Source organism: Nonomuraea sp. NPDC005730, from assembly GCF_040630865.1.
Lineage (GTDB): Bacteria > Actinomycetota > Actinomycetes > Streptosporangiales > Streptosporangiaceae > Nonomuraea.
Genome location: NZ_JBEXYK010000006.1, coordinates 32,449 through 51,262, shown reverse-complemented (window position 1 = coordinate 51,262; position 18,814 = coordinate 32,449). Strand labels below are relative to the sequence as shown.

20 protein-coding genes are annotated in these 18,814 nt (G+C 73.2%); 7 read left to right on the top strand and 13 right to left on the bottom strand.

Features of this window, described 5'->3' with window-relative positions; all coding sequences use genetic code 11:
- Window positions 1-60 precede the first annotated feature (60 nt).
- Window positions 61-228 (bottom strand): hypothetical protein, encoded by a 168-nt coding sequence (locus tag ABZ444_RS11360; protein ID WP_352353608.1) that lies wholly within the window; start codon window positions 226-228, stop codon window positions 61-63.
- Window positions 225-1,856 (bottom strand): sodium:solute symporter family protein, encoded by a 1,632-nt coding sequence (locus ABZ444_RS11355; protein WP_357994834.1) that lies wholly within the window; start codon window positions 1,854-1,856, stop codon window positions 225-227. The genes ABZ444_RS11360 and ABZ444_RS11355 overlap by 4 nt, the downstream gene beginning before the upstream one ends.
- Before the next feature lie 115 nt (window positions 1,857-1,971).
- Between ABZ444_RS11355 and ABZ444_RS11350 the strand changes: the two genes are divergently transcribed.
- On the top strand, window positions 1,972-2,751 hold the full coding sequence (locus ABZ444_RS11350) for a putative hydro-lyase (RefSeq protein WP_357994833.1): 780 nt from the start codon (window positions 1,972-1,974) through the stop codon (window positions 2,749-2,751).
- On the opposite strand, the gene ABZ444_RS11345 is transcribed toward ABZ444_RS11350, so the two are convergent.
- On the bottom strand, window positions 2,660-4,933 hold the full coding sequence (locus tag ABZ444_RS11345) for an excinuclease ABC subunit UvrA (protein ID WP_357994832.1): 2,274 nt from the start codon (window positions 4,931-4,933) through the stop codon (window positions 2,660-2,662). The two genes, ABZ444_RS11350 and ABZ444_RS11345, sit on opposite strands and share 92 nt — an antisense overlap.
- A 52-nt stretch (window positions 4,934-4,985) precedes the next feature.
- On the opposite strand from ABZ444_RS11345, the gene ABZ444_RS11340 reads away from it, so the two are divergent.
- A complete protein-coding gene (locus ABZ444_RS11340; protein ID WP_357994831.1) occupies window positions 4,986-5,606 on the top strand; it encodes a TetR/AcrR family transcriptional regulator in 621 nt (206 codons plus the stop codon).
- Here ABZ444_RS11340 and ABZ444_RS11335 read toward each other — a convergent pair.
- Window positions 5,548-6,144, bottom strand: a complete 597-nt coding sequence (locus ABZ444_RS11335) for an ATP-binding protein (protein ID WP_357994830.1) — start codon at window positions 6,142-6,144, stop codon at window positions 5,548-5,550. The two genes, ABZ444_RS11340 and ABZ444_RS11335, sit on opposite strands and share 59 nt — an antisense overlap.
- A gap of 85 nt (window positions 6,145-6,229) precedes the next feature.
- On the opposite strand from ABZ444_RS11335, the gene secY reads away from it, so the two are divergent.
- Window positions 6,230-7,519 carry a preprotein translocase subunit SecY gene (gene secY, locus ABZ444_RS11330; protein ID WP_357994829.1) on the top strand — a complete coding sequence of 430 codons (1,290 nt, stop codon included), beginning with the start codon at window positions 6,230-6,232 and terminating at the stop codon, window positions 7,517-7,519.
- Between the two features lie 14 nt (window positions 7,520-7,533).
- Here the strand turns inward: secY and ABZ444_RS11325 are convergent, their stop codons facing one another.
- From ABZ444_RS11325 to ABZ444_RS11315, 3 genes are all read right to left on the bottom strand, one after another.
- Entirely contained in the window at window positions 7,534-8,265 is a 732-nt protein-coding gene (locus tag ABZ444_RS11325) for a response regulator transcription factor (RefSeq protein ID WP_357994828.1), read from the bottom strand.
- Complete coding sequence (locus tag ABZ444_RS11320) at window positions 8,262-9,416, bottom strand: sensor histidine kinase (protein WP_357994827.1); 1,155 nt, start codon at window positions 9,414-9,416, stop codon at window positions 8,262-8,264. The genes ABZ444_RS11325 and ABZ444_RS11320 overlap by 4 nt, the downstream gene beginning before the upstream one ends.
- Before the next feature lie 230 nt (window positions 9,417-9,646).
- Window positions 9,647-10,552 (bottom strand): aryldialkylphosphatase, encoded by a 906-nt coding sequence (locus ABZ444_RS11315; RefSeq protein ID WP_357994826.1) that lies wholly within the window; start codon window positions 10,550-10,552, stop codon window positions 9,647-9,649.
- Window positions 10,553-10,701: 149 nt separating this feature from the next.
- Here ABZ444_RS11315 and ABZ444_RS11310 point away from each other — a divergent pair, with 149 nt between their 5' ends.
- Both ABZ444_RS11310 and ABZ444_RS11305 read left to right on the top strand, forming a co-directional pair.
- On the top strand, window positions 10,702-11,157 hold the full coding sequence (locus tag ABZ444_RS11310; protein ID WP_357994825.1) for a TIGR02611 family protein: 456 nt from the start codon (window positions 10,702-10,704) through the stop codon (window positions 11,155-11,157).
- Window positions 11,158-11,229: 72 nt separating this feature from the next.
- The gene (locus ABZ444_RS11305; RefSeq protein WP_357994824.1) at window positions 11,230-12,159 is read left to right on the top strand and encodes a hypothetical protein; all 930 of its coding nucleotides are present in this window, start codon (window positions 11,230-11,232) and stop codon (window positions 12,157-12,159) included.
- On the opposite strand, the gene ABZ444_RS11300 is transcribed toward ABZ444_RS11305, so the two are convergent.
- Both ABZ444_RS11300 and ABZ444_RS11295 read right to left on the bottom strand, forming a co-directional pair.
- Window positions 12,154-12,474, bottom strand: coding sequence for a co-chaperone GroES (locus tag ABZ444_RS11300; protein WP_357700902.1), 321 nt, complete (start codon window positions 12,472-12,474; stop codon window positions 12,154-12,156). The two genes, ABZ444_RS11305 and ABZ444_RS11300, sit on opposite strands and share 6 nt — an antisense overlap.
- Before the next feature lie 101 nt (window positions 12,475-12,575).
- Complete coding sequence (locus ABZ444_RS11295; RefSeq protein ID WP_357994823.1) at window positions 12,576-13,508, bottom strand: endonuclease/exonuclease/phosphatase family protein; 933 nt, start codon at window positions 13,506-13,508, stop codon at window positions 12,576-12,578.
- 55 nt (window positions 13,509-13,563) lie between these two features.
- On the opposite strand from ABZ444_RS11295, the gene ABZ444_RS11290 reads away from it, so the two are divergent.
- Window positions 13,564-14,817, top strand: a complete 1,254-nt coding sequence (locus ABZ444_RS11290; RefSeq protein ID WP_357994822.1) for an ArgE/DapE family deacylase — start codon at window positions 13,564-13,566, stop codon at window positions 14,815-14,817.
- 18 nt (window positions 14,818-14,835) lie between these two features.
- Here ABZ444_RS11290 and ABZ444_RS11285 read toward each other — a convergent pair whose 3' ends face one another.
- A complete protein-coding gene (locus tag ABZ444_RS11285; protein ID WP_357994821.1) occupies window positions 14,836-15,153 on the bottom strand; it encodes a rhodanese-like domain-containing protein in 318 nt (105 codons plus the stop codon).
- 37 nt (window positions 15,154-15,190) lie between these two features.
- Here ABZ444_RS11285 and ABZ444_RS11280 point away from each other — a divergent pair, with 37 nt between their 5' ends.
- On the top strand, window positions 15,191-15,829 hold the full coding sequence (locus ABZ444_RS11280) for a helix-turn-helix domain-containing protein (RefSeq protein ID WP_357994820.1): 639 nt from the start codon (window positions 15,191-15,193) through the stop codon (window positions 15,827-15,829).
- 15 nt (window positions 15,830-15,844) lie between these two features.
- Here the strand turns inward: ABZ444_RS11280 and ABZ444_RS11275 are convergent, their stop codons facing one another.
- Genes ABZ444_RS11275 through ABZ444_RS11265 form a run of 3 tightly spaced genes read right to left on the bottom strand, consistent with a single transcriptional unit; the run spans window position 15,845 to window position 18,770 of the window.
- The gene (locus ABZ444_RS11275) at window positions 15,845-16,648 is read right to left on the bottom strand and encodes an ABC transporter ATP-binding protein (protein WP_357987022.1); all 804 of its coding nucleotides are present in this window, start codon (window positions 16,646-16,648) and stop codon (window positions 15,845-15,847) included.
- Window positions 16,648-17,655, bottom strand: a complete 1,008-nt coding sequence (locus ABZ444_RS11270) for an iron chelate uptake ABC transporter family permease subunit (protein WP_357994819.1) — start codon at window positions 17,653-17,655, stop codon at window positions 16,648-16,650. Before ABZ444_RS11270 ends, ABZ444_RS11275 begins: the two co-directional genes overlap by 1 nt.
- Entirely contained in the window at window positions 17,652-18,770 is a 1,119-nt protein-coding gene (locus tag ABZ444_RS11265) for an iron chelate uptake ABC transporter family permease subunit (protein WP_357994818.1), read from the bottom strand. Before ABZ444_RS11265 ends, ABZ444_RS11270 begins: the two co-directional genes overlap by 4 nt.
- Window positions 18,771-18,814 lie beyond the last annotated feature (44 nt).

Here is an 18,814-nt window from a genome sequence, read left to right as displayed (position 1 = left end):
GGGAGCCCGCGGGCCGGGCGGACGGCCTGCGGGCTGTGGGGCGGGTCGAGGGCGGTGCGGCTAGGGCTTGAGGGGGCGGAGGCGGGCCCACAGGACGAAGGCGGCGCCGAAGACGGCCATCGGCAGGCCCGTCCACAGGTTCACCGCGTCCCCCAGCAGGCCGGCCACGACGAGGATCACGCCGTACAGCAGGAACAGCCCGCCGATCACCATCCGGATGTCGCTCACAGGATCACTCCGTACAACAGGGCGGCCAGGATCACGGCGCCGGTGCCGAGCAGCACCGGCGAGCGGTACCAGCGTTTGTCGCCGGCCAGGGCGTCGTCCTCCAGGTCCGCGGCGCTCAGGCCGTGGACCAGGCCGCGCAGTTCCTGCTCCGGCTTGGGCGTGGTGACCAGCGTGACGATCACCGACACCAGCACGTCCACGGCGAAGGCGACGCCCGCGCCCCAGAAGCTGGCGTTCAGCTCGGTGCCGAAGTCCACCACGCCGGCCTTGTAGGCGAAGTACGACGCGAAGGCGCTCAGCGTGCCCGCCAGCAGCCCCCAGAACCCGGCCCACGGCGTCATCCGCCGCCAGAACAGCCCGACGACGAACGTCGCGAACAGCGGCGCGTTGAAGAAGCTGAACAACGCCTGCAGGTAGTTCATGATGTTGGAGTAGCCGGCCGCGATGAACGCCGTCCCCACGCCGAGCGCCACACCGGCGACGGTGGCGATGCGTCCGACCTTCAGGTAGTAGCCGTCCGGCCGGTCGGGCCGTACGTGCGCCTGCCAGATGTCGTTGGTGAACACCGTGTTGAACCCGCTGATGTTGGCCGCCATCCCCGCCATGAACGAGGCCAGCAGCCCGGTCACCGCGACGCCGAGCACGCCGTTCGGCAGCAGGTCGCGCATGAGCAGCGGGATCGCGTCGTTGTAGTCCCGGCCCTTGCCCAGGTCGCCGAAGAGCACCAGCGCGATCATCCCCGGCAGCACCGTGACCAGCGGGATCAGCAGCTTGGGGAAGGCCGCGATGATCGGCGTCATCCGGGCCGCGTTGGTGTTCCTGGCCGACAGGGCGCGCTGCACCTCGGCGAAGTTCGTCGTCCAGTAGCCGAAGGAGAGCACGAACCCCAGCCCGAAGACGATCCCGATCCAGTGGGCCTGCATCGGGTTGGAGCCGGCGGTCCCGGCCCAGGTGTGCAGGCCGCCCTCGCCGAGCGCGCTCTGCCGTACCTTGTCGAACAGCCCGGCCACGCCGCCGACCCTGGCCAGCCCGAGCACGGTCAGCGGGATCAGCCCGGCGAGGATCACGAAGAACTGCAGCACCTCGTTGTAGATGGCCGAGGACAGGCCGCCGAGCGTGATGTAAGAGAGCACGATCAGCGCCGAGACCACCACCGACACCGGCAGCGGCCAGCCCAGCAGGGCCTCCATGACCAGGGCGAGCGCGTACAGGTTCACCCCGGCGATGAGGATCTGCGCGACCGCGAACATGAGGGCGTTCAGCAGCTGGGTGGCGCCGTTGAAGCGCCTGCGCAGGAACTCCGGGACGCTGCGCACCTTCGAGCGGTAGTAGAAGGGCATCATCACGATGCCGAGGAACACCATCGCCGGGACGGCGCCGATCCAGTAGTAGTGCACGGTCATCGCGCCGTACTGGGCGCCGTTGGCCGCCATGCCGAGGATCTCGATCGCGCCCAGGTTGGCCGACACGAACGCCAGCCCGGTGATCCAGGCGGGCAGTCCGCGGCCCGCGAGGAAGAAGTCGAGGCTGGAGCTGATCCGGCGGCGGGCGGCGAACCCGATGGCGAGCACGGTGGCGAAGTAGACCGCGATGAGCAGGTAGTCGAGGAGGTTGACGTCTAATCGCACAACCGGCCCGCTACCCGGAAATCACCGCGATAGCCGCGCTGTGCACCCCGTGCGGCGGGCGTCGTGGTGAGGTGCGATTGTGGACCGTGCGGGCCGGTCGCCATAGTGTCGAGAGGTGGACGTCGCCACCTTGACCCCCGCGCAGGCGCGGGCCCGCTTCCGCGTCGGCGAACGGGTGCCCACCGCGGGCTGGTGCCGCGGCTGGACGCAGGCCAACCTGATCGCCGTGCCCGCCGCGCTGCGGTACGAGCTGCTGCTGTTCGCCCACCGCAACCCCAAGGCCTGCCCCGTGCTGGACGTGGGCGAGCCGGGCGCCTGGTCGACCTCCCTGTTCCGCGGCGACCTGCGCACCGACCTGCCCGGCTACCGCCTCTACCGCGACGGCGAGCCCGTGGCCGACCTGGACGAGGTGACCGAGCAGTGGCGGGCCGACCTCGTGCCGTTCCTCATCGGCTGCAGCTTCACCTTCGAGGCGGCGCTGCTGGCCGCCGGCGTCCCGGTACGGCACCTGGAGCAGGGCAGGAACGTGCCGATGTACCGCACGAACGTGCCGTGCGAGTCCACCGCCTCGCTGTCGGGGCCGCTGGTCGTCTCGATGCGGCCGGTTCCGGAGGAGCTGGTGCGGCGGGCCGTCGAGGTGAGCGGCAGGTACCCGCGGGTGCACGGCGCGCCGGTGCAGGTGGGCGACCCGGCCGCGATCGGGGTGCTCGACCTGGGGCGTCCCGATTTCGGTGACCCGGTGGAGCTGCGGCCGGGTGACGTGCCGCTGTTCTGGGCCTGCGGGGTGACGCCGCAGGCGGCGGTCATGGCGAGCGGCGTGGAGTACGCGATCGGTCATCTGCCGGGTCACATGGCGGTGCTGGACGTCCGGGACGACGACTATCGAGTGACTTGACCAGATATTTCGCGGTATAGGTGGATGCTTCGGTCAGTTCGGCCGGGGTGCCTTCGAAGATCACCTCGCCGCCGTGCCGGCCCGCCTCGGGGCCGAGGTCGATGACCCAGTCGGCGTGCTTGACCACGTCGAGGTCGTGCTCGACGACGATGACCGTGTCGCCGCCGTCCACCAGCCGGTCGAGCAGGGCCAGCAGCGTGTCCACGTCGGCCATGTGCAGCCCGGTCGTCGGCTCGTCGAAGACGTACACCTGGCCGGGCTCGCGCATCCGGTGCGCCAGCTTGAGCCGCTGCCGCTCCCCGCCGGACAGCGTGCTGAGCGGCTGCCCGAGGGTCAGGTAGCCGAGCCCCAGCGCGCCGAGCCCGCCGATGCCGGGCAGGTCGAACAGGCCCGCGGCCTCCTCGGCCGTCATCGCCAGCACGTCCGCGATCGTGCGGCCCTCCACCGTGTACGACAGTGCCTCCGGACTGTACCGGCTGCCCCCGCAGGCGTCGCACACCCGGGTCACCGGGTCCATGAACGCCAGGTCCGTCCTGATCTCGCCGCGCCCCTTGCACACCGGGCACGCCCCCGTCGAGTTGAAGCTGAACAGGCCCGGCCGCACCCCGTTCGCCCCGGCGAACAGCCTGCGCAGCGGGTCCATGGCGTCGAGGTAGGTCGCCGGGGTCGAACGCGGCGAGCCGCCGATGGCCGACTGGTCGATGAGCACGACGTGCGGATGCCGGGCGACCAGCTCCTGGCGCATCAGCGTGCTCTTGCCCGACCCGGCCACGCCGGTGACCGCGGTGAGCACGCCGAGCGGCACGCGTACGGTGACGTCCTTGAGGTTGTGGGCGTTCGCGCTCTCGACGGTCAGCCAGCCGGCCGGGGCGCGCACGGCGTCCTTGAGCCCGGTGACCCGCCGCAGCATGCGGCCGGTCAGCGAGCCGCCGGACGTCAGCTCCGCCACCGAGCCCTCGAACACGACCCGGCCGCCCCGCGTGCCCGCGCCCGGCCCCATGTCCACCACGTGGTCGGCCAGCTCGATCAGGTCGCGGTCGTGCTCGACGACCAGCACCGTGTTGCCCTTGTCGCGCAGCTCGACCAGCAGGTCGCCGAGCCGGTGGACGTCGCGCGGGTGCAGCCCCACGCTGGGCTCGTCGAAGATGTACGTCATGCCGGTGAGGCTGCTGCCCAGGTTCCGCACGGTCTTGAGCCGCTGCGCCTCGCCGCCCGACAACGTCGGCGTCCCGCGGTCGAGGCTGAGGTAGCCGAGGCCGATGGCGTCGATCCGGCGCAGCGACTCCACCGCCGCCTCCGCCACCGGGTCGCCCAGGCCCTCCAGCACGCCGATGAGGTCGGTCACCTCCATCGCGCAGTGGTCGGCGATGGACAGGCCGTCGATGCGCGAGGCCAGCGCGGCCGCGTTGAGCCGCCGGCCGCCGCACTCCGGGCACGTCGCCTGCCGCACGTACGGCGCCGCGGCCTTGTCGAGCTGGTCGAGGTCGCGCTTGAGGTAGACACGTTCGAACCGGGTGACCAGCCCCTCGTAGGTGTTGGTGTACTCGCCCCGGCTGACCTTGAAGCCGCCGCCGTACAGCAGCAGGTCGCGCTCCTGCGGCGTGAAGGCGCGCAGCGGCTTGCCGGGGTCGAACAGCCCGGACCTGGCGTAGAGCTGCCACACGTACGAACCCGGCGGGGCCATCCGGATCGCGCCCTCCTCCAGCGACAGGTCCTCGTCGAGCAGCTTGCCGAGGTCGGCCTCCACCTTCTTCCCCAGGCCGTCGCAGACCGGGCACATGCCCTGCGGGTCGTTGAACGAGTACGCCGTCGCGGGCCCCGCAGACGGCTCGCCGCGCCGCGAGAACAGCACCCGCAGGATCGCGTGCACCTCGGTCATCGTGCCCACGGTCGAGCGGGCGCCGCCGCCGACCGGTTTCTGGTCCACGATCACGGCGGCGGTCAGGCCGGACATGCGCTCGGCGCGCGGGCGCTCGTGCTTGGGTAGCCGGTTCCTGACGAACGCGCTGAAGGTCTCGTTGAGCTGCCGCTGCGACTCCGTGGCGATGGTGCCGAACACGATCGAGGACTTTCCGGACCCCGACACGCCGGTGAACACCGTCAGCCGCTCCTTGGGCAGCCGCAGCGAGACGTCCTTGAGATTGTTCTGCCGCAGGCCGATCAGTTCGATGTCGCGCGACACGGGCCACACCCCCAATAGCTTTGGCTACTACCTATAGCTTAAGCTAATTCATGTGGCTGACATTCCCGACCGGCGAGCACGACGGCGAGCCGAGACGCAGGCCGAGATCCTCGGCATCGCCCTCGACGTGATGGCGGAGGAGGGCGTCGCGGGGCTGAGCCTGGCGACCGTGGCCAGGCGGCTCGGCATCCAGCCGCCGTCGCTGTACAAGTACTTCCCGTCCCGGCACGCGGTCTACGACGCCCTGTTCAGGCGCGGGCAGGAGGGCTACCTGGAGGCCGTACGGCGGGGGGCCGAGCCGTATGAGCCGGGGCTGGTGGCCATGGGGCCGTCCCTGGAGGCCGGAGCGCGGTGGATCATGGAGAACCAGGTGCTGGCCCAGCTGATGTTCTGGCGGCCGGTGCCGGGGTTCGCGCCCTCGCCCGAGGCGTACGCGCCCGCGCTGGCCGTCCACGAGCACTTCGCCGAGCTGATCAGGGCCGCCGTCGAGCGCGGTGAGCTGCATCCCGACGCCGCGGGCGAGGAGGGGCTCGCCCTGGCCGCGAGCCTGATCGCCGGGCCCGTCTCCCAGCAGCTCAGCAACGAGCCGGGCGCCTCCTACGAGGAGGGGCGGTTCACCCGGCTCGTCCCCCGGCTGCCGGCCGTGTTCGCGGCGGTGTACCCGCCGCCGTGAGCTGGCCGCCGACCGGCGGCGCGCCTCGCCGGTTGTCGATCTCCAGGTGCGGCACGACGGGCGGCTCGTCCACCCGGATGTTCCTCAGGTAGTCGGCGAATGCCGCCAGCTTGCCGGCGTCCCTGGCCAGGCCGCGCGCCTCCAGCCGGGCGCGCAGCGTCGGCCCGTCAGAACGCACCCACAGCAGGCGCACGGGCGGGCCGCCCAGCTCCGCCACCCACCGCGCCCACCGCGCCGCGTCGTGCACCTGCGTGGTGAACGGGCCGTCGAGCAGCACCGGGCAGCCGTGGCCGCGGATCTGCGCGGCGATCCTGGTCAGGCCGGTGTACTCGTGCTGCTTGACGTGCCGGTCGTACCAGGGGCCCTCGCGCTCGCCCTGGTCGCGGCCGTGGGCCCGCAGGACCTCCGCGGCGAGGTCGCCGTAGACGGTGTCCTTGTCGAGCAGGGCGGGCACCGGCGACAGGCGGGCCAGCAGCTCGGCCGCCACCGTGGACTTGCCCGCCCCCGGCGGCCCGCTGATCACCCACACGGTCGTCATGCGCCCAACCTACGCGGATCTGCGTACACGGGTGCCTCGCCTGGGCGGACGACGTGAGGCGCGCCCGCGGACAGACTTCCTGCTCATGCTGACCGTCTTCGCCAGAGCGTTCCGGGTGCCGGAGCTGCGCAGGAAACTGCTGTTCACGTTGGGGCTGATCGTGCTGTTCCGCCTCGGCCAGATCATGCCCGCGCCCGGCGTGGACGTCGTGGCCGTGCGGCAGTGCGTGGGCTCGGCGAGCGGCGGCGTCTTCGACATGATGCAGATGCTCAGCGGCGGCGCGATGCTCCAGCTGTCGGTGTTCGCGCTGGGCGTCATGCCCTACATCACGGCCAGCATCATCCTGCAGCTGTCCGCCGTCGTGGTGCCGCGGCTCGACGCCCTCAGGAAGGAGGGGTCCAACGGGCAGGCGCGGATCACCCAGTACACCCGTTACCTGACCGTCGGCCTGGCCGTCCTGAACGCCACCACCGTCGTCACCCTGGCCCGGTCGGGGAACCTGCTGCCCGGCTGCGCCCGTCCGCTGCTGCGCGACCAGGGGCTGCTCGCGGTGTCGGTGATCGTGGTGACGATGGTCGCGGGCACCTGCGTGGTCATGTGGATGGGCGAGCTGATCACCGACCGGGGGATCGGGAACGGCATGTCGATCCTGATGTTCACGCAGGTCGTGGCGGTGTTCCCGGGGTACATGGCGAAGATCTTCGTGCTCACGCCGTTCGGGTTCGCGGTGATGCTGGCGGCCGGGCTGTGCCTGGTGGCGGCGGTGGTGTTCGTCGAGCAGGCCCAGCGGCGGGTGCCCGTCCAGTACGCCAAGCGCATGGTGGGGCGGCGCATGTACGGGGGGAGCAGCACGTACATCCCGCTCAAGGTCAACCAGGCGGGGATCGTACCGGTGATCTTCACCTCGTCGCTGCTCTACGTGCCGACGCTGGCCGCGCCGCTGCTCGGCGCGGAGGCGGGCGCCTGGGTCTCGCGCAACCTGACCGCCGGCACCCATCCGCTCTACATGAGCGTGTACGTGCTGCTGATCGTCTCCTTCGCCTACTTCTACGTCGCGATCACCTTCAATCCCGTCGAGGTGGCCGACAACATGCGGCGGTTCGGGGGGTTCGTGCCGGGGATCCGGCCGGGCGCGCCGACGGCCCGCTACCTGGCGTACGTGTTGTCGCGGCTGACCGCGCCCGGAGCCTTCTACCTCGGCGTGCTGGCGCTGCTGCCGCTGGTGGCGTTCGCGATCCTGCGCGACCCCGGCACGCAGCAGAACTTCCCGTTCGGCGGGACCAGCGTGCTCATCATGGTCGGCGTCGGGCTGGACACGGTCAAGCAGATCGAGGCCCAGCTCCAGCAGCGCAACTACGAAGGCTTCCTCAGGTAGGCCGCGAGCCCGGCTCAGACCGGCGGCGCGAGCCCGGCCCGCATGGCGAACACCACGAGCTGGGCCCGGTCGCGGGCGCGCAGCTTGACCATGGCCCGGCTGACGTGCGTGCGCACGGTGTCGGGGCTGATCACCAGCTCTCTGGCGATCTCGTCGTTGGACCGGCCCGTCGCCACCCACGCCACCAGCTCACGCTCGCGCGGCGTGAGCGTGCCCAGGCCCTCGACGGGCTCGGCGCCGCCGCGGCCGAACAGGCCGATGACCTTCCTGGTGATGGACGGCGACAGCAGCGCCTCGCCCGCCGCCACCACACGCACGGCGTTGACCAGCTCGTCGGGCGCGCTGTCCTTCAGCACGAAGCCGCTCGCCCCGGCCTGGAGGGCGGCGAAGACGTACTCGTCGACGGCGAACGTGGTCACCACGACGATCCGGGTGCCGGCCAGCGTCGGATCGGCGGCCACGGCGCGCAACGCGGACAGGCCGTCGGTGCCGGGCATGCGGATGTCGAGCAGCAGCACGTCGGGACGGGTGCGGCGGATCAGGTCGAGCGCCGCCGCGCCGTCGGCCGCCTCGCCCACGCACTCCATCCCGGGCTCCCGCTCCAGCAGCGCCCGCAGCCCCATCCGCACGACGGCCTGATCGTCGGCGATCGCCACCCTGATCGCCCGGCCCCCGGCGTCGTTCCCCGCCAGGTCTGTGGGGGCGCGCCCGTCCGGGCCCGGGTGGTGGGGGCCGGGGGTGGTCATGCCTCGCACCGGGGGAAGCGGGCGGTCACCTGGAAGCCGCCGCCCTCGCGGGGCCCGGCGGTGAGCCGGCCGCCCGCCTCGGTGACGTGGGCGCGCATCCCGGCCAGCCCGCGGCCCTCGGCGGAGCCGTTCCAGCCCGCGCCGCGGTCGGCCACCTCCAGGACGAACGCGCACGGGCCGTCCGCCAGGCGCACCGACGCCCTGGTCGGGCCGGCGTGCCGGAGCACGTTCGTGAGGGACTCGCGGACCACCCGGTAGACGGCGCCCCTGAGATGGACGGGCACGGCGGGATCGGCGGGCTCGACGTCGACCGGCAGGCCCGCGGCGCGTACGCCCGCGATGAGACCGGGCAGGTCGGCGGCCGGCGGGTCGATGCCGTCGAGCGCGGCGCGCAGTTGGGCCAGGGCGGTGGTGCTGGTCTCCCTGATCGCCCGGAGCGAGGCCCGTGCCTGCTCGGGGTCGTCGTCGAGGGCGACGAGCGCGAGCCCGGCCTGCATGGCGATGGCGGCGAGGCCGTGACCGGCGGCGTCGTGCACCTCCCCGGCGATCCGTGCCCGCTCGGCCGCCACCAGCTCGCCCCCACCGAGGGACACCTCCGGCCACCCGAGCACGGCCTCCGCCGTGTGCGGGGCGGCGGTCGCGAGGGCGTCGGCGGTGGCGACGGGGCGGGCGGGACGAACGGTGGCGGCGGGGTGGGCGACCGCGGGCGCCGGGATCCCCCAGGCCGCACCCGCCGGCCAGGCCCCGAGCCCCGGAGCCGCACCCCCGGCCACCAGGCCGCACAGCGCCCCGCCCTCGGCAACGGGCGCGGCCGGGCCGAACGCGGACGGTGGCGTGCTGTGCGAGGCGAGCGCCGACGGGCGCCCGGTTCGGGAGGCGAGCGCGGACGGTGGCGTGCTGTGGGAGGCGAGCCCTGACGGCGGTGGGGCGGTGTCGGAGGCGTGGGACGAGGGCGGGGGCTCGGTGTCGGCGGCGGCCGCCGCTGCCGCGGCCCTGGCCTGCGCGAGACCGTTGAACGACCACGGGACGGCCAGCCACCCGGCCCAGGCCAGCATGACCACGACCGGGATGTCACCCACCCGGCTCAGGCGCGACAGCGCCGCGAACGGCCTGCGCAGGCGCCCGCCGCGTTGCGTGTGCTCGCTCACCATCCCCCACCCGGCCAGGCTCGTGTCGCCCCTGATCCTAGCGAGTTCTGGGCGGCACGGTCCGATCACCGCCCGCCCCGAGACGATCTTGACGGGAGGACCCGGATCAGAGCCCCGGGCGTGCGCATGCTGCTCGACGGGGGGAGCGCATGCCGACCAGGGGCGGCACCTCCCGTCGGCCGGCCTGCGCAGGAGGGCAGGCCGGGGTCAGCGCATCCCGTCGGTCGGCCGGGTCAGCGCATGCCGTCGGTCAGCCAGCGCAGGGGGTTGTCGTGGGTGATCTGGCGGATGACGTCCTCGCCGGTGCCGGCCTCGCGCAGGCGGGGGAGCAGGCTGTGGAACAGGTGGGCGTAGCCGCAGCCGCCGTAGCGCTGGACCTGGGCCACGCGGCTCAGCCCGGTGCTGAGGAGCAGGCGGTCGGCGTGGCCGTCCTCGATGAGGCCGAGCGCGATCCTGGCCGCCTGGTCGGGGCCGAGCGTCAGGACGCTGAGGCTGACGTACGCGCCCGCCTCGGCGATCTTGCGTGCGCCGCCCAGGTCACCGGAGTAGCCGGCGGCCACGCGGGAGCCGGGCAGGTTCTCGCCGAGCAGGATCTCCAGCAGCGCCGGGGCGTTCTGGCCGTGGGTGGCGACGGGCAGGCGCGACTGCCGGGAGGCGCGGGCGGCGGCGCGCAGGCAGCGCTCCTCGCGGGCGGTGGGCTCGGGGCCCCAGCTGCCGACCTCGCCGATCACGCCGGGGAAGACGCCGGTGCCGTCCACGCCGCTGGAGATCTCGGTCATCAGGCGCCGGGTGAGCTGCTCGACGTCCTCGTCGCCGACGTCGCTGAACGGCTGGGCGAAGAAGCCGGTCGAGGCGATGACCGGCACCCGGCTGCCCGCCGCGATGCGGGCCAGGGCGGCGGCGTCGCGGCCCATGCCGAGACAGGTCAGCTCGACCACCAGGTTGAGCTCGTCGGACTGGCGCAGCTCGCGGAGCTCCGCGGTGACAGTGGTCTCCTCGTCGAGCCAGCGGTGGGGGTCGGACTCGATGCCGACCGCCCAGCGCATGTCGTTGCGCAGGTGCTCGTGGGGGAGTACGGCGCCGTTCACCGCGGCCGCGCGAATCGGGCCGGTGACGGTGCGAAGGATGACCTCGGGCATAGCAGACATTAACCGATAGTTGCCGGAATCCCCTCCCTTCTGGCGGGAAATTTTACTCTTCGTCCTGTTTGGTGAACTGCTAGTGGTCTGCAAGTGTTCCTGTCGATGTGAGCCGTATCCTGAAAAGCAGCCGACGACACGGGGGAGACGTGCCGATCCAGAACTCCGAGACGGGCGACGCCGACGTGATGAAGGACGAGGCCGCCGAACGCTCCGCCATGCCCGCCCGCCGCAGCGGTCTGAGAGGCCGGCTCGACGGCATACGGTCCACCCGCGCGGGTGCGCTGACGCTGAAGATCGTGGTCGGCGTCATCGGCGCGGTGATGGTGGTCGGCGGCCTGATCATGGTGCCGTTCCCCGGGCCCGGCTGGCTCGTGGTGTTCGCCGGGCTGGCGGTGCTGGCCACCGAGTTCCACTGGGCCCACCGGGTGCTGGAGTTCGGCAAGCAGACGCTGCACGCCTGGACCCAGTGGTACAAGCGGCAGGGCTGGACGGTGCGCATCCTCGTGCTGCTGGTGACCGTGGCCGCCGCCGCGGTGATCGTCTACTTCGGCATGCTGACGCTCGGCATCGACCTGCTGGAGATCGCCCAGCGTTTCGTCTAGTTCCGGAGGGGCTTTCAGACCGGGTCGTTATCGCTCCCGGAATCGCCGCCTTTCCCTGCCTATTCTGCGGGCGTGCTCGCTCACCTCGCCGTCGCGCTGTCGCTGACGTTCCTCGCCCCGGCCGCTGCTCGGGCCGACCTGGTGTTGCCGGAAACCGGTGGCATGAAATATCAGGAGAAGTCGGGAGACCCGGTACGGCTCAGCGCGTACGGCCTCGGTACCGGCCGCACGTACCTGCGCGCCGCCACCGGCGACGCCTTCACCCGGCAGAAGGGCCTGTCGGAGGTGGCGGTCTCGCCCGACGGCCGCCTGACGGCCGGGGTGCCGTCCTCGTACCGGGCGGGCTACGACTCCGTGGTCGTCACCGACCGGGCCACCGGCAAGACCGCGCGGATCCGTACCGTCAAGAAGCCCATGACGGCCGCCTACGCCTCCTGGTCCAGGGACGGCAGGAAGGTCGCGCTCACCGTCGAGCAGAAGAGCGGCGGGACGTGGCGGGTGCTCGGCTTCACGGTGGTGGACGTGCGCGCGGGCACCGCGAGCACGGTCCGCGTCGCGGGCCTCGCCCGGCGGGCCGGCTTCTGGTGGAGCCCCGACGGCAACCTCGTCAGCATGTACGGCACCGGCCTGCGCGTCTACCGCCCCACGGACGGCGCGGTGCTGCGCACGTACGCGGACGTGGGCCTGCCGACCGGCCCCGAGGACTCCTACGCGCCCTCGGGCAAACGCCTGACGACGTGGTGCCCCTCGCGGTTCAAGGAGCAGGTGTGCCTGGTCGACCTGGCCACCGGCAGGATCGCCCAGCGCGTGGCCGTCAAGCCGGCGGCCCTGTTCGGCTGGTGGGACGACACCCATCTGATCGCCGTCACGACGGCCGGGAAGGGCCGCCGTCTGTCGGTGCTCGACCTGACCGGCCGGACGACGCGGGTGCTCGCGGACGTGCCCGCCGCCACGTGGGCCGCCGAGCTGTGGGTCAACTTCGCCAGGACCCGCGTGTCATAGGTACAGGCCCGTGCCGTGGTCGGTCTCCTGGGTGGCCACCGCGTGCAGGTCGCGCTCGCGCATGACGAGGTAGACCCGCGCGTGCACCTCGACCTCGAACTGGTCTTCCGGGTTGAACAGCACCTTGTCGCCCACCTTGACCGCGCGCACGTTCGTGCCGACGCCGCAGACCTCGCCCCACGACAGCCGGTTGGCCATCTTGACCGTCGCGGGGATGACGATCCCGGAGCCGCTGCGCCGCTCCTCGGCCTCCTGCTCCAGCCGGATCATCACTCGGTCGTGCAGCATCTGTATCTCGAACTTGGGCGCTTCCACGGGTCACAGTTTACGAGCCGCCGCGGCTCCGGAATCCCGCGATCGTCCCAGGTCCCGCCTTCCCCTGCGCCGGGTCACGAGAGCAGGCCACGGGAGCAGGGTCACGGGAGCAGGAGCTCGGCGTACACCGGACGGTGGTCGCTGCCGACCGGCGCGAGCACCCGGAAGTCCCGCACCGCCATGCGGTCGCCAGCCAGCACGTGGTCGATCGTCACGCCGGGCAGCGGCCCCCATCCGCCCCACGTCGTCGACAGGCCCCGGCCCATGGCGTCGGCCGCGTCGCGGTATCCGGCGGCCAGCAGCTCGCGGAGCGGAAGGTGGTCGAGGGTGGCGTTGAAGTCGCCGGCCAGCACGCGCAGCCGTCCGCCGCCGCGCGGCAGGCGGTCCAGCCCCGCCAGCCAGCACGGTAGCCTGCCTATCCGCTTGGGGGCGCACGGATGCACCGAGACGATCTCCACCCGGGCCCCGCCGGGGTGCTTCAGCACGGCCGTGGCCTGGCCGAAACCGCCCGACTCGATCAGCTCACCGGCGGCGAGGGGATGGCGGGCGTACACGGCCGAGCCGCCGGCGCCCTCGACGGGCCGGGTCACCGCGTACGGCAGCAGCTCGCGCAGCCCCGCAGCCGCCAGCCGCCGCTCGGCGAGGGGCGTGAACTCCTGCAACGTCAGCACGTCCGGCCGCAGCGACCTGACCAGCCCCGCCAGGTCCGTCGCGTCGGCCCTGCCCACCAGCAGGTTGGCGGCCAGCACGCGCAACGGCGCGCCGCGGCCGGCCGGCGCGGGGTCGGGCAGTGCGCGGGGCAGCACCGCCAAGCCCAGCGCCAGCACCGTGACCAGCGCGACCGCCCCCGCCGCCCACCGCCGCAGCAGCCCGGCGAGTGCCAGGGCCAGCGCCGCCCCCACCGCCGCGTGCGGCGTGAACGCGACCACCGGCACCCACGGCCAGTCCGGCTCGAACCCGCTCAGGCGCACCGCCGCCCAGACGGCGAACGGCGTCACCGCGATCCAGCTCATCCAGCTCTTCCAGCTACGCACGTCCTGTATCGCCATATGTCGTGAAAAGCGTTCACGGCGTGAGAAAGTGTGCTGCATGCGCGACGTGGAAGCCCGGGTCCTGGACGCCATCGACGAGGCGGAGACCGTCGGCCTGCTGGCCGAGACGGTGCGCGTCCCGAGCGTCACGGGGACCGACGCCGAGTCCGATCTCCAGCACCGCTTCGCCCGCCTGCTCACCGAGGCCGGCCTGGACGTGGACATCTGGAGACTCGACCTCGCCGACCTCACCGCGCGCGCCGGTTTCCCCGGCACCGAGGCCCCGAGGCAGGAGGGCTACGGCGTCGTCGCCGTGACCGAGGGCGAGGGCGTGCCGGCGCTGGCCCTCCAGGGTCACGTGGACGTCGTCCCGACCGGTGACCTGGCCAAATGGGAGGGCAGCGACCCGTTCGCCGCCCGGATCACCGGCGACGTGCTGCACGGCAGGGGCGCCTGCGACATGAAGGCCGGCCTGGTGGCCAACCTGGCCGTCGTACGGGCGCTGAAGCGCGCGGGGGTGCGCCTGGCCAGGCCCCTCGCGGTGCACTGCGTGATCAGCGAGGAGGACGGCGGCCTCGGCGCGTTCGCCACGCTGGCCAGGGGGCACACGGCGGAGGCCGCGGTGATCACCGAGCCCACCAGCGGCGCGGTCATCACCGCCAACGCCGGCGCGCAGACCTTCCGGCTGGAGGTCGCCGGCCGCGCCGCGCACGGCGCCACGCGGTACGAGGGCGTCAACGCGATCGAGGTCTTCTGGCCGGTGTTCGAGGCGATCAGGCGCCTGGAGGCCGAACGCAACCGGGACGTGCCGGAGCTCTTCGGCGGCAACCCGATGCCGTACCCCATCGAGGTCGGCACCGTGCGGGCCGGCGACTGGGCGAGCACCGTGCCCGACCTGCTGGTCGCCGAAGGGCGCCTCGGCGTGCGGCTGGAGGAGGACCCCGCCGCGGCGCGGGCGGCCTTCGAGGAGGCCGTCGCCTCGACCGGCCATCCGTGGCTGCGGGACAACCCGCCCACGGTGACCTGGCCGGGCGGCCAGTTCGCCAGTGGCCGGCTGCCCGCCGGGCACGAGCTGCTCGGCGCGGTCAACGAGGCCGTCGCCGACGTCGCGGGCCGCCGCCCGGCCGAGGCCGCCGCGCCGTACGGGAGCGACCTGCGCCTGTACGCGGCGGGCGGCGTCCCGACCCTGCACTACGGCCCCGGAGACGTCCGGTTCGCGCACGCCCCCAGGGAGCAGGTCGAGCTGGCCGAGCTGCGTGAGGTCACCCGCGCGCTGGCGCTGCTCGCGGTGCGCCGCTGCGGCACTCTCTGAGGGCCCCCTACAGGACGGTCACAGGGACGACTCGACCGGCAGGCCCGCCCCGACCCAGTCCTCGATGCCCTCGGCGTACCGGCGCACGTCGGTGTAGCCGAGCGCGGTCAGCCGGTTGGCCACGGCCTTGCTGTTGCCGCAGGCGGGGTTGGAGCAGTAGGTGACGATGGTGGCGTCCTTGTCGGGCAGCAGCTCGGCGGCGCGCTCGGCGACCTCGCTCTCGACCAGGGCGACGGCCCCGGGCAGGTGCTGCTGGGCGTAGTAGGAGCCGCCGAGCGTGTCGAGCACGGTCACGCTGCCCAGACGGGCGTGCAGCTCCTCGCGGGTGATGGTCATTGTGGCCTCCAAGCGAAATGGACTAAAGTCCGGATGTGTGGATGGCCAGGAAACTAACGGACCGCAGTCCGGTTCGTCAAGCGAGCCGCTGGAGCTGCTGACCGGCAAACCGGTCAGGGAACGCGCGGACGCGGCGCGCAACAGGGAGAAGGTGCTCGCGGCCGCCGCGCGGCTGTTCGCCGAGAAGGGCGTGGAGGCCGTGTCGATGGACGCGGTCGCCGCCGAGGCGGGCGTCGGCAAGGGCACGCTGTTCCGCAGGTTCGGTGACAAGTCGGGGCTGGCGGTGGCGTTGCTGGACGCCCGCGAGCGCGACCTGCAACAGCGCGTGCTGTCCGGACCGCCGCCCGTCGGCCCCGGCGCGCCGGCCGCCGAGCGCCTGACCGCCTTCACGGCCGCCTACCTCGACTACCTCTACGCCCACCTCGACCTGGTGCGGATGTCCGAGACGGCCAGCCCGGGCGCCCGCTACCGCATCGGCGCCTACCGCTTCTGGCACCGTCACGTGGCGATCCTGCTGGCGCAGGCCCGGCCCGGCGCCGACGCCGACGTGCTCGCCCACACCCTGCTGGCCGCGATGGGCGCGGAGGCGGCCGGGGTGCTGCGCGAGGAGTACGGCCGCGAGCGCGCCGCCGCGGGCATCACGGCCCTGGCCGCCGCCCTCGCCCGGCCGGTCTAGCTGAGGCGGCCCGGCTCAGGCGGGGGCGGCCACCCGCCGCCGCGCCTCGGGCACGATCATCGGCGTGCCCGACTGCGGGTCCTGGATGATCTCGCACCGCAGGTCGAACACCCGGTGGACCAGCTCGGGCGTGACGACCTCGGCCGGCACACCCTCGGCCACGACCTCGCCGGCCCGCATGACGATCAGGTGGGTGGCGTACCGGCACGCCTGGTTGAGGTCGTGCAGCACGGCGACCATGGTCCGGCCGGCCTCGTGCAGGTCGGCGCAGAGGTCGAGCACCTCGATCTGATGGGAGATGTCCAGGAACGTGGTGGGCTCGTCCAGCAGCAGGATCGGCGTCTCCTGGGCCAGCGCCATGGCCAGCCACACCCGCTGCCGCTGCCCGCCGGACAGCTCGTCCACGATCCGGTCGGCCAGCCCGGCGACGTCGGTCGCGCGCATGGCCTCGGCCACGGCCGCCTCGTCGGCCCTCGACCACTGGCGCATGAGCCGCTGGTGCGGGTAGCGGCCGCGGGCCACCAGGTCGGCCACGCTGATCCCGTCGGGCACGATCGAGCTCTGCGGCAGCAGGCCCAGCCGCCGCGCCACCTCCTTCGACGGCAGCGCGGTGATCACGCTGCCGTCCAGGTGCACGGCGCCCTTCCTGGGCTTGAGCATCCTGGCCAGCGCGCGCAGCAGCGTGGACTTGCCGCACGCGTTCGGGCCGATGATCACGGTGAAGGACTCGTCCGGGATCGCCACGCTGAGCTCGGTGGCCACGACGCGCTGGTCGTAGGCGAGGGTGAGGCCGGTGCCCGACAGGCGGTGGTCAACCATCAGTGACGGTCCTTTCGCAGGAGCAGGGCGAGGTACGTGCCGCCGACGGCGGCGGTGACCACCCCGACGGGAAGCTGGGTCGGGGCGAGCAGCCGCTGGGCGACCAGGTCGGAGGCGGTCAGCAGCACCGCGCCCATGAGCGCCGAGGCGCCCATGGTGACGCCGGGGGAGCGGGTCAGCCGGCGGGCGATCTGCGGCGCGGCCAGCGCGACGAAGACGACGGGCCCGGCCGCCGCGGTGGCCACGCCGGTCAGCAGCACCCCGGCGGTGATGGCCGCGGCCCGTACGGCCTCGACCTTGACGCCCATGGCCCTGGCCGCGTCGTCGCCCATCTCGATCATCCGCATCGGCCGTGCCACCAGCGCGCACACCGGCAGCAGGACGGCCAGCGCCACCGCTACCGGGATCGCGTGGTCCCACCCGCGCCCGCCGAGGCTGCCGGTCAGCCACGCGCCCGCGGTGGCCGCGTCGTTGATGTTGGCCCTGGTCAGCAGGTAGTTGTTGACCGCCAGCAGCAGCGTGTTGGCGCCGATGCCGACCAGCACCAGCCGGTAGCCCTGCACGCCGCGCCGGAAGGCCAGCGCGTAGACCAGGACGGCGGTGACCACGCAGCCGGCCAGCGCGCCGCCCGCGATCGTCATGGCCGAGCCGCCCGCGACGACGGCGAGGATGCCGCCCGTCGAGGCGCCGGCGGTGAAGCCGATGAAGTCGGGGCTGCCCAGGGGGTTCTTGGTCAGGCTCTGGAAGATCGCGCCGCCCGCCCCGAACGCCGCCCCCACCAGCAGCCCGGTGACCACGCGAGGGGCCCGCAACTTGCTCACGATCAGCTCGGCGACCGGGGTGCCCTGGCCGAACAGGGCGTCCAGGATGTCGGGCACGGAGACGGTGAACTCGCCGGTGGCGATCGCCGCCACGCCCACCACGCAGCCGATGGCCACGAGGGCGGCGCAGACGAGCAGGGCCCGGGGCGCGAGCCGGACGGACCAGGGGCCGAGACGTACGGTCACAGCGCCGCCACCCGCCTGCGCCGGGCCAGCAGGATGAAGATCGGCGCGCCGATCACCGCCCACACGATGCCCACCTGCACCTCGCCCGGACGCGCGATCAGCCGCCCGACGACGTCGGCGCCCAGCAGCAGCACCGGCGCGGCCAGCGCCGAGTACGGCAGCACCCACCGCTGGTCGCCGCCCACCAGAGCGCGCACGGCGTGCGGCACGACCAGCCCGACGAACCACAGCGGCCCGGCGGCGGCGGTCGCGGCCCCGCACAGCAGCGTGACGGCCACGCCGGTGAGGACGCGCGTCCTGCCGACCGCGACGCCCAGCGAGCGCCCGGCGTCGTCGCCGAGCGAGAGCATGTTGAGCGGCCTGGCCAGCGTCATCCCGAGCGCCAGCCCCGCCACCATGAACGGCGCCAGCCGCACCAGCGTGTCCGCGTTCTGCCCGGCCAGCGAGCCGGTCAGCCAGAACCGCATCCGGTCGAAGGTCTGCGCGTCCATGCGCAGGATCGCCGAGGCGACGGCCGTGAACACCATGCCGAGCGCGACCCCGGCCAGCGCCAGGCGTACCGGGCCGGCGCCGGAGCGCCCGGCCGCGGCCAGCGCGTAGACGACGACGGAGGCCACCGCGGCGCCGCCGAAGGCGAACCAGACGTACACGGCGGGGTCGGAGAGGCCGAACAGGCCGAGCGCGAGCGTGACGCCGAGCGCGGCGCCCTCGTTGATGCCGAGCAGCCCGGGGTCGGCCAGCGGGTTGCGGGTCAGGCTCTGGATGAGCGCCCCCGCCAGGCCCAGCGTCGCGCCGACGCCGATGCCGAGCAGCGTGCGCGGGATGCGCAGCTCGCGGATGACGACGTGGTCGCTGGAGCCGTCCGGGGCGAGCAGCGCGTCGATCACCGTCGAGAACGGCACCGACCGCGCCCCGAGCGCCACGCTCGCCATCGCCACCAACGCCAGCACCCCCGCGGTCACGACCAGCCCGGTCACCAGCACGGACGCGGACCGGCGCGGTCGCGGGCCCTCCCCGGTCGCCGGCGCGGAACCGGACCGGTGTGGTCGCGGCCCCTCCACGGTCACCGGCGGACGCCCGCCGGCGGGCTCAGCCGTGTCCTCAGCCGGGCGCACCCGACCCCCTCTCGTCGTGGTCAAACTTAGGCAAGGCTAATCTA

Excerpts from the sequence above, each read along its gene's own strand:
- secY (WP_357994829.1), top strand. The coding sequence starts at position 6,230 with ATGCTGACCGTCTTCGCCAGAGCGTTCCGGGTGCCGGAGCTGCGCAGG.
- ABZ444_RS11290 (WP_357994822.1), top strand. The coding sequence starts at position 13,564 with ATGCGCGACGTGGAAGCCCGGGTCCTGGACGCCATCGACGAGGCGGAG.
- ABZ444_RS11285 (WP_357994821.1), bottom strand. The coding sequence starts at position 15,153 with ATGACCATCACCCGCGAGGAGCTGCACGCCCGTCTGGGCAGCGTGACC.
- ABZ444_RS11315 (WP_357994826.1), bottom strand. The coding sequence starts at position 10,552 with ATGCCCGAGGTCATCCTTCGCACCGTCACCGGCCCGATTCGCGCGGCC.
- ABZ444_RS11335 (WP_357994830.1), bottom strand. The coding sequence starts at position 6,144 with ATGACGACCGTGTGGGTGATCAGCGGGCCGCCGGGGGCGGGCAAGTCC.
- ABZ444_RS11320 (WP_357994827.1), bottom strand. The coding sequence starts at position 9,416 with ATGGTGAGCGAGCACACGCAACGCGGCGGGCGCCTGCGCAGGCCGTTC.
- ABZ444_RS11275 (WP_357987022.1), bottom strand. The coding sequence starts at position 16,648 with ATGGTTGACCACCGCCTGTCGGGCACCGGCCTCACCCTCGCCTACGAC.
- ABZ444_RS11325 (WP_357994828.1), bottom strand. The coding sequence starts at position 8,265 with ATGACCACCCCCGGCCCCCACCACCCGGGCCCGGACGGGCGCGCCCCC.